We start from the raw sequence: 9,124 nt of genomic DNA on the forward strand, positions 1-9,124 counted from the left end.
TCCCGAACTGCATCAGTTCGTGGAGCAGGAGCTCGAGAACAATCCCCTTCTGGAGCATCCGAAGGGGTCCCGGGATCTGCCCAGGCAAAGGAAATCGAGCACCGCCTTCGAGGAGTTTGTCGCTTTACCCGAAACGTTGCACGACCATGTCGCTAGTCAGATTTCCTTCACCGCCCTCACACCGCACGAGCGGCTGATTGCTAATGTGCTTGCGGGTCATCTGGATGACACTGGTTATCTTGGGGCAAGTGCTTCGGAGCTGGCCGGGAAGCTAAACATCCCGCTGGCCGATGTGGAACGAGTTTTGGGTATCCTGCAGCACCTCGATCCGCCGGGAATTTTCGCACGATCTCTCGGCGAATGTTTTGAGATACAGCTGCGCCAGCGAGACCGGTTCGACCCGGCCATGGCGGCTTTGATTGCCAACCTTGACGTGGTTGCGCGACGCGATTTTCAGACTTTGAAGGAGCGTTGCGGCGTCGATGACGAAGATCTTCTCGACATGCTGCAGGAAATCCGTGCGCTCGCCCCCAAGCCCGGAAACGCATTCCACTCGGGCGCGCCGGAAGGCACCGTACCGGACGTCTGGGTCACGCCCTCGCCCGGAGGTGGATGGCAGATCGAGCTTGATCCGAACACGCAGCCCAAGGTGCTGATCAACCACACTTATCTCAAGGAGGTTTCACGCCGAGTCGCCAAAAAATCAAAAGACATGACATTTCTCAACGAATGCTTGAAGAACGCGACCTGGTTAATCCGCAGCCTCGATCAGCGTGCCAAGACGATCGTCAAGGTTTCGACCGAAATCGTGCGCCAGCAGGATGCCTTCCTGAAATATGGCGTCGCCCACCTACGGCCTCTCAAACTCAAGGCGGTCGCTGACGCGATCAACATGCACGAGTCGACTGTAAGCCGGGTGACGTCGAACAAGTACATGCAAACCCCACGCGGGGTGTTCGAGCTCAAGTACTTTTTCACTGTCGCGATCGCCTCTTCCGAAGGCGATGTCGCGCACTCCGCCGAAGCTGTCCGCCAAAGGATCAAAGCAATGGTCGCCGAAGAATCGTTTGATAACGTGCTTTCGGACGATGACATCGCCGACCGGCTCAAGGAATACGGCATCGATCTCGCTCGCCGCACCGTCACAAAATATCGCGAGGCGATGAATATCCCCTCCACGGTACAGCGGCGCCGGGAAAAACGCTTTTGGCGCAATCAAGGCCTCAAGGCCTCGTGACGAAAAGCGGCTCTTAAACCGATGTGACGCGTTCTTCACATTCGCCTTCCTCGGGGCCGAAGCAATTTTCGAAATCACTGCATTCCCGACAATTGGGTGCAGTGCACAGCGAAAACCCTTCGGCCTCGCAGAGTTTGCGGTAAAAGTACTTCTTCCATTTCATGTTTTGGGTGTTGCCGGCCGCCAGCGTTGGAAAGTGCGTGGCAAGAAGGCGATTGAGCTCGGCCCGGTCGAGAAGCCCAAGGTCCTGCCACAGATGGCCATCATGCATGGCGCGCCGGGCGAGGATCTTAGCGAAGCGGGCGCTCGCCGGGTCGCTCGGCCGGGCATGTGCCAGTAGCAGGCCGCGCAGAAATTCTTCCTCCATACCGGGCTCAGGATCGCTGACGTCTTCGGAGGCGAATGCTGCCATCGCGGTACCAGGGAAACTGCGGGGCAAGACCTCGCGCAACTCGGCATGGGAAAGGCCTGTTGACTCCGCCGCTGTCGCCTTGCCAGCCTCGACCTCCTTGAGCGCACAGGAGAAGACGCAGGCAAGGACATGTTCGTCGAACTCCTTCTCCGGCTGGATCGTGGGCCATTGGCCGGCGCCGATACGCGCATCGTTTTGACCGGACATGGTTCCGTTCTCCTGGTCTGTGCCTTCACGCAGCACTCTGCCGTGCGCAACATGGGTCAGTCAGTCTTTCGGGCACACGTGTGCGCAGGCTCGACCCCAATGGAGCGTCGGCGAGATCGACCGCCATGATCATGCAATTGAGTTCGCCTTCAAACGCGTCGTGCAGCCCGTCGCAGGCGCGAGGATTTCACCCACGACACGACGCCTTGAAGTTGCCTGACGGCGCGAGCAGATTCTGAAGCAGCGGGTTAGCAGTGAAAGCGCAGCCGTCCGCAGGTGAGATAGTGGGGAACCCCATTTGGGGCCGTCCAGGTGACGGAAGCGCCTCTCATCGAAAGCACACCAAGTTCCATTCATGAGCCTGCCATTGAACCGTGCGTCTATGCCGAGTGGAACGAAAAAGAAGCGGCACGAAGTTCGACCCCTTGTGAATTCAAACGCGCGCATGACCCAGCGCCTTGTTGATCGCGGGAATGATCTTGTCTCCCCAGAGTTCGATCTGGCGCAGCATTGTCCTTTGGTCGAAATCCCCCAACTGGGTCTGGATTGCGATCTGATCCGGTTTCAGAATATCGATCTCTTCCAGCAAGCGATCAATCACGCGATTCACGCTGCCGATCGGCATATTGTTGCGCATTGCCTCGAAGGACAGATCCTGCTGGGTGGGCGTTTCCTGCAGCAGGTAGCCGTCGTGGCTCTGCTGGCGGCGCTGATGCAGCGCCTCGGACAGGCGGCGCTGGAAGCGGGCGTTGTCGAGATAGCTCTTGATCTCCTCCCCGTCATCGCTGGCGTAGCAGCAACGCAGCAGCGATATCCTGGCGGCGGTGACATTCCTGTCCTCGGAAGCCGCCACCTCCTTGATCGCTCCGCGCAACGTGCTCAAAGTCTCCAGGCCGTCGTGGAATGCCGTGACAAAGAAATTGTGTCCCTCGCGGTAGGCCCGTTTCATGCGGGCCGGGCCGCCGGCCATCCAGATCGGCGGGGTCGGCCTCTGGACGGTGGGTACTGAAATCGCCGTCGGGGGTATTTTCTCATAGTGGCCATCGTGCTCGAAGATGTTCTGGTTGAGACCTTTCAGAAGGATGTCGAGGTGTTCCGAAAAGATGGCCGGCGCCTCATCGATATTGACGCCGAAGCGCTCGAACTCGAACTGTTGGTATCCAGAGCCGACGCCGAGTTCCAGGCGACCGTTCGCAAGGATATCGGCGAAGCCGATCTCGGAGAGCAGACGCTGCGGTTTGTAGAGCGGCAGCACGCAGATGGCAGTGCCGAGGCGAATGGTGCTCGTCACGCCGGCGCAGTGGGCCACCATCATCAACGGCGACGGGATCAGGCTGTAGTTGTTGAAGTGGTGTTCTGCGAACCAGGCTGTGCCGAAGCCGGCCTGCTCCGAAACGATGGCCTGTTCGATGGAGTTTCGGATGACGATGTCGGGTGATTGATGATAGCCACGTTGGGCGGCCAGGATGAAGGTGGCGAATTCCACTGTGTTTCCTTGTTTGCTGCTGGTTGGCGGATTTGGAAATGCGCTCGTCCGAGACACCGATTGTCTCGGATCGGGCGCCTGGCAGGGGCATAGTTTGCGATAAGCGGTTTTGTGATCCGCAGTTGCGGGCACGCCCCAGAGCTTGTCCCCGTGCCGAGGGACGTTGCCCCGCCGACATCTTCGATTGGGGCGGCGCTGCGGGCGCGTCCCAAGCCAAGGGTCTCCGCTTTCATGAACAGCACCCGGTCGCCTGGCGAATGGTCGATGTTCAAACAGCCGCCTGCGCAAAGCATTCGTCGTAGAGTTGGCTGGCGTTTCCTGCGTCACCGAACGCGGTCCAGCCGCCGTCCACATAGAGGATCGAGCCGTTGATGGATGAGGCGTCGGACGAAGCTAGGAAAAAAGCAGCATCTGCAACATCTTCCGGCCGTCCCATCCTACCCAAGGGGATTCGGCGTCCGATCGCTTTCGTATCGATGCGGCGGGCCTTCGCCAACTCGCTAATGGCAGGCGTGCGGATATAGCCAGGAGCGACAGTGGCAGTGCAAACGCCGACGGGCCCCAGTTCGGCCGCCATGCAGCGGATCAGCATATCCATCCCCGCCTTCGAGGCGCCATAGGCATGACGCGGCGCGAAGGGCAGAAAGCTGTTGATCGATCCTAGGTTGAGGATCACCCCGCCGGGGCGCATCATCTTGATCGCTTCACGCGCGCAAGTGAAGGCGCCGGTGAGATTAACATGCTGGACATGTTCGATCTCTGCAGGCAATTGTTCGATGCCCGCCACAAAAGTGTCGACAGAAGCACCATTGACAAGGATATCAAGACGCTCGAAGCGCCCCCGCAGCTCCTCAAACAGCGCCACCACCTCGCTCTCGATTGCCACATCCACGGATTTCGCTATGTTCTTGCCGCCGAGCAATGCAGCCAGGAGTGTCGCTGCGGCGGTATCTTTGTCGGCGATCGACGGTGTCACCGTTCGCGGCAAAACGGACAGCAACAGCGGCGCCTATACCGTTGGCGCCACCTGTGACGAGCACGACTCGCGCGTCGGTGCGTTCGGCCAGAGAGGAAAGTTCTGTTCTGGGGAACCCTTCCACCTCAGGGCTGGCGTCCCCGGGTTGGTCGAATGACATCCAGCCGCCGTCGACCACTAGAACCGTCCAGTGACGTAGCCTGCCTTCGCGCTGGCCAGAAAATGCACAGCCCGGGCGATCTCCTCGGGGCGAGCCATGCGTCCCATTGGCACCCGACGGCGCATCGCCGAGAGGTTCATTTTGCCTGCTCGTTCCAGCTCTGCAATCATAGGCGAGCGCACGCAGCCCGGCGCTACCGCCGACACGCGGATGCCGCGAGAAGCCCACTCGCATGCAAGCGACTTCGTCAACGAGGTCAGGCCCGCTTTCGAGGCTGCGTAGGCATTGCGCTTGGGATTGCTGGCCACGCCTGACATCGAAGCGACGTTGACGATGGCACCTCCCGGCCTCATGCGCCTCGCCGCCTCGCGCGCCATGAGGAACGGCCCAATCAGGTTTACTGCCAGGCCGCGTCGGAAGGCGTCGACATCGGTGTCGACAGTGGCAGCCATAGTGGGTCCCACTCCGGCGTTGTTGATGAGGACGCCGATCTGCCCGAACTGTGCTTCGACCCGGCCATAAAGCGCAACGATATCTTCCTCTCGTGAGACATCGCACTCAAGGCCAAAGTGCGGCTCGCCGAGATCGCAGGCCAGTTCAACCACGCCGCTCCCCGGAAGGTCCACCGCAACAATAGTGTCTCGATCTCCGGCAAGAACATCGACCAGGGCACGGCCGATCCCGCCCGCGGCACCTGTTATGATGACGACCCATCCTGCATGCTTCATGGGAACTTTCTGCAGGAGTCTCGGGAATCTCTGCCCTCGACGTCGTGCGGCCGAATGGTGTGCCGCGGTAGAGCACCTGTGCTGGTGCCGGTCGCTTGCGTTCCCAGACGTCGTCCGCGTGGGCTGCGGTCCAACTCTCGGTTGGATAGCCGAATGTGGTGAGCGACGCCTCGAGCACAGGCGCTTGCCTCGATGAGCGGCTCTGCCAAAGTCCAGCAAATCGATGTAGACCGGCCTCGCCACGCTCGTGGCCTCAGAGCAGAGCGCTGTCACGGTCACGCTGTCGCGGGGCAGAAAGGCTACCCTGCCGGCCGCATCTTTACCGTGCAGGGCGTCGCCAAGGCTGCTGTGGCGTAGCAGAGTTGTCATAAATTGTCGTCCCACCGATGTGGTTGTCCCGTTCAGAAGCTGTGAACGCGTTATCGCGAGAAGCAACGCGACGCTTTCCGATCGTGTAGACTGGATCGTTCGGATACGGTGCTCCGATCGGCTGTCGCAGGCCGAACCGTTCTGCCTCAAGCACCGCCGCTGGGATCTGCTCCTCGAGCCAATCGTAGACGACGGTCCGTTCGGCAATCCGCCACTCGCCTGCCCTCTTTTGAAAGAGATCGCAGTAGCGCCCGCTTAGCAGCATCTGGCGCATTTCTCCGTCTTTGTCCGGTCCGCGTTGCAGCGCGGTGAAATAGCTCTCGACTGCTGCCTCTGCCGGGTTGATGAATTCGACAAGGATGTTCGTGATCTGATGGATGTTGCGCGGTCCGGTCTTGAAGACACCGAGCGCAAACCGGATGAAGCCCTCTGCCGAACCGCAATAGGCCCCGTGATTGTCATGTGCATCAGGCCAGTAGGCGCTACGCAGCGCTGCCGCATCGGCGCGGTCTATCCCGCGGCAGTACCGATAGAGGCAGTCGCGGATCGCCTCACGGTCGAGTAGTTCGGTAAATGTTGCTTGGTCCATAGTCGCAAATTCCGTGGCGCTGAGGTGTTCCGGGAGCGCAGTCTTCCGTTTGCGCCTGGCCTCGGCTACTAGGCGCGCAGCAGGCGGATCGTCTATTTCCAGCGCTAGCTAGTTCGGGGCAAGATCGCACCCCATCTGCCGCAAGCAGTTGCTCCCCATCCGCAATATCAATGTCACCGGGTAGGATGTAGCCCGCCTCATCCAGCTTGAAGACTGCCGGCGCTCGCGCCCAGCATCGCGCATGACCCTGGCACCTGGCTTTGTGAACGATAATGCGCACGGCTACTCCCACGTCTGTGCCCAGCTCCGGGCGGCCTTGGTCAAGCCCAGTCCAGGATCAGATTTTCGATCCCGAACACATGGCCGCCATGGGTGATGGGTGCTGTTCCCTCCTTGATCCGAAAGGGCGGTATGCGCGCCAGCCACTCCTCCAGCCCAATGACAATTTCCCGCCGGGCGAGATGTGAGCCAAGGCAACGATGGGGACCATAGCCAAAGGCGGCGTGGCGGTTGCCCTCTCGCATCAGATCGACCGTGTTGGGGGCCTCGAATTCCGCGGGGTCACGATTTGCAATCATCGTGGCGCAGGAAACAAAGTCCCCCTTGTGGATCGGCGCACCTTTGAAATCGATATCTTTCCGTGCCACGCGGATCATCTGAACGCTCGGATAGGCGCGCAGCAATTCTTCGGCGGCGAGCACAATCCGGTCTGGTTCGTTCCGCAGCAATTCCTGGTCTTCGAGGTTGCGCGCGAGATAGGTCAAGTTGAAGCCAATGGCTGCAGCTACGGTGTCGAGCCCCGCCACGAAGGTAAGCACGCCAATGCCACGGACCTCCTGGTCCGTCAGCACGCGACCCTCGACCTGTGCATGCACGATGAAGCTCATGAAATCGTCGACGGGCTCTTTGCGGCGCAGCGCTGCCAGTTCGTCAATGAACGCAACAATCGTCCGAGCGGCCGCCGGCCGTCTGACATCGTCGCCGTGGAGCAGATCTTTCGCCCAGCCGACAAATGTATCGAGACGGTGATCCGGCAGTCCGAGAAAGCGAAGGAAGATGTTGACCGCGAAAGGAAAGGCGAAATCCTTCATCACGTCGCAGCTTGTGCCCGACGAGGCGATGCTGTCGATGAGCGTTATCGCTCGCTCGCGGATAGTCGGTTCAAATTCCGTTATACGCTGTGGCGAAAGCAGCGGATTGAGCAGTGAGCGAAAGACTCCATGGTACGGTGGATCGAGTTCGAGCGGGATCATCGGCCAGTCCTCGCCCAGTGCGGATGCGAAGATGCTGCGATGACTGGACAAGACTTCGGTCTCCTGCAGCACCCGGCGCTGATCTGCCGCGCGAGTGATGACCCAAGTACCCTGCCCAGCCCGCGTGTTCCAAGGCGAATAAAAGATCGGCGGTCCGGCATGCACGCAAGCGACTGCTGCGTGCGGATCGCCGTTGGGCGTCGGGGACATGCCTGGCGACGTAAAAAGACTGAAGTCTCCCACCATTTCCGGGGGGACATGATCTGGAACCGGGTTGGCCGCCATTTGGTTCTCCTGCGTTCAGGCGTTTACGCGCTCGACTGAGATACCGCTGAACTGCGTAACGCACTGCCGACATCGCCTCAGATGACATTGAGCAAATCGCGTGCCGAATAGGCGCACCGTTGGCGCTGCTCATATATCCGTAGTGGCCCCGGTGTGGGGCGACGCCTGGTAGGTCTTTCGACATTCTTGTCCGTTCCAGACACGACAACGTTGCGCATAGAAAGCTAACGAGGAGCCTAGTGAAGGAGGCTAAGGATCGAACGAGGTCCCTCCCAGACTGGGTGTGGCTCGGCGGTAGCGAACCCGCTCGCGAGCGCGAGCGCGCCCTCCACAAGCGCTGTAGGGAGCGAGCGGCTTTGCGGTGGCAATCGACAGTTCGCAGGTCAGGTTGGGGTTGCTGACACCAATTAATTCGTAGGAACGATCGATGACCGACGACATGATGAGCCTGCGCGCTCGTGGAGAAGGCTCCGTCAGCCGAGGCTATCGCGGGCCGCAAATAGCTGATCTTTGAAGATTGCTCCCCGACATTCTTCTGCGTCAGGATCACCTCGCCTGGCGGTGACGAGAGCCTCGTCGGACATCTGCTGCTAGCCGGAGAAATCCTGGACCGCACTGGTCGTACCGGCAACCCGGCCGTCGACTGCTGCGTCGCCGCCTGAGCCAAGAATCTAGCCGCCCTGCTCCGATAGCACGAACAGGATGCGCTGGCGTTCTTTGATGATACGGTCTGCTTTGGGCGGCGTTCAGCTTTGCATCCATCTCGCACGCTATCCTTTCGGACTTGGCATTAGACGCCGAGGGGCCTTGCTGGCGACGTGGACTGTTCGAGCATGCCTTTGTGGAGCCGTCCCTCAGGAAACTTGACGGAAGGCCCGATCGATTTCGACCACTTGCTGCCACCCGCCGCCGTACAGGGCCGGGATGTTGGACGTTCGATCGACGTACAGCTGACGCGTTAGCCCACATTGGGCAGCTTCCGGTTCTGGTACATCGCAACGGAAGCATTGATGGCTATGCTCGCGAACCGTGTAGGCGCTCTGGGGAATGGAAACTCCGATCGAGGCGAGCCGCGACGGATCGCAAAACCCGACTTAAACACCGCCTGTGAGAATATGTCATTAAGTCAGCATGTTAGGCGCGCGCCGGCGCGTGTTACCACTACATTTTGGGGGGATCTCAGGCGAGTTGTTCGTCGAGGTTGTGTGGCAGAGCGATGCCAGCTGCCTTGAAGACGTTGCCCACTTGGCCGGTGACGTGAGTTCTGGTTGTGACGATGCGACCATCCTTTTCGATGGTGGCTTCCTGGAGGCGATCGAGATCGCGTAGGAGCGGCTGCCATTCGGGCGTCAGGCCTTTGGCCCGGCAGAGGCGGCGCAGTTCCTTGCTGAGCACGAGCGCCAGGAACGAGCAGAACACATG

At 60.1% G+C, this 9,124-nt stretch carries 6 protein-coding genes and 2 pseudogenes; 1 reads left to right on the top strand and 7 read right to left on the bottom strand.

The window, feature by feature from the left end; genetic code table 11:
- Positions 1-1,237 (top strand): RNA polymerase factor sigma-54 (rpoN, locus tag BLS48_RS33565; RefSeq protein ID WP_143019585.1); only part of this gene is annotated, 1,237 nt, incomplete at its 5' end.
- Between the two features lie 13 nt (positions 1,238-1,250).
- On the opposite strand, the gene BLS48_RS33570 is transcribed toward rpoN, so the two are convergent.
- From BLS48_RS33570 to BLS48_RS33605, 7 genes and pseudogenes are all read right to left on the bottom strand, one after another.
- On the bottom strand, positions 1,251-1,856 hold the full coding sequence (locus BLS48_RS33570; RefSeq protein ID WP_038655471.1) for a nitrogen fixation protein NifQ: 606 nt from the start codon (positions 1,854-1,856) through the stop codon (positions 1,251-1,253).
- Positions 1,857-2,289: 433 nt separating this feature from the next.
- On the bottom strand, positions 2,290-3,342 hold the full coding sequence (locus BLS48_RS33575; RefSeq protein ID WP_038654993.1) for an LLM class flavin-dependent oxidoreductase: 1,053 nt from the start codon (positions 3,340-3,342) through the stop codon (positions 2,290-2,292).
- A 268-nt stretch (positions 3,343-3,610) separates the two neighbouring features.
- A pseudogene (locus tag BLS48_RS33580) lies at positions 3,611-5,206 on the bottom strand (SDR family oxidoreductase).
- A gap of 319 nt (positions 5,207-5,525) precedes the next feature.
- Positions 5,526-6,164 carry a nuclear transport factor 2 family protein gene (locus tag BLS48_RS33585; RefSeq protein ID WP_240565367.1) on the bottom strand — a complete coding sequence of 213 codons (639 nt, stop codon included), beginning with the start codon at positions 6,162-6,164 and terminating at the stop codon, positions 5,526-5,528.
- A complete protein-coding gene (locus tag BLS48_RS33590; protein WP_338100942.1) occupies positions 6,127-6,456 on the bottom strand; it encodes a ferredoxin in 330 nt (109 codons plus the stop codon). Before BLS48_RS33590 ends, BLS48_RS33585 begins: the two co-directional genes overlap by 38 nt.
- A 28-nt stretch (positions 6,457-6,484) precedes the next feature.
- Positions 6,485-7,702 (bottom strand): cytochrome P450, encoded by a 1,218-nt coding sequence (locus BLS48_RS33595; protein WP_091586584.1) that lies wholly within the window; start codon positions 7,700-7,702, stop codon positions 6,485-6,487.
- Between the two features lie 1,179 nt (positions 7,703-8,881).
- Positions 8,882-9,124, bottom strand: a pseudogene (locus BLS48_RS33605) (IS1634 family transposase); the annotation flags it as partial.

The organism is Mesorhizobium qingshengii, assembly GCF_900103325.1.
Classification (GTDB): Bacteria; Pseudomonadota; Alphaproteobacteria; order Rhizobiales; family Rhizobiaceae; genus Mesorhizobium; species Mesorhizobium qingshengii.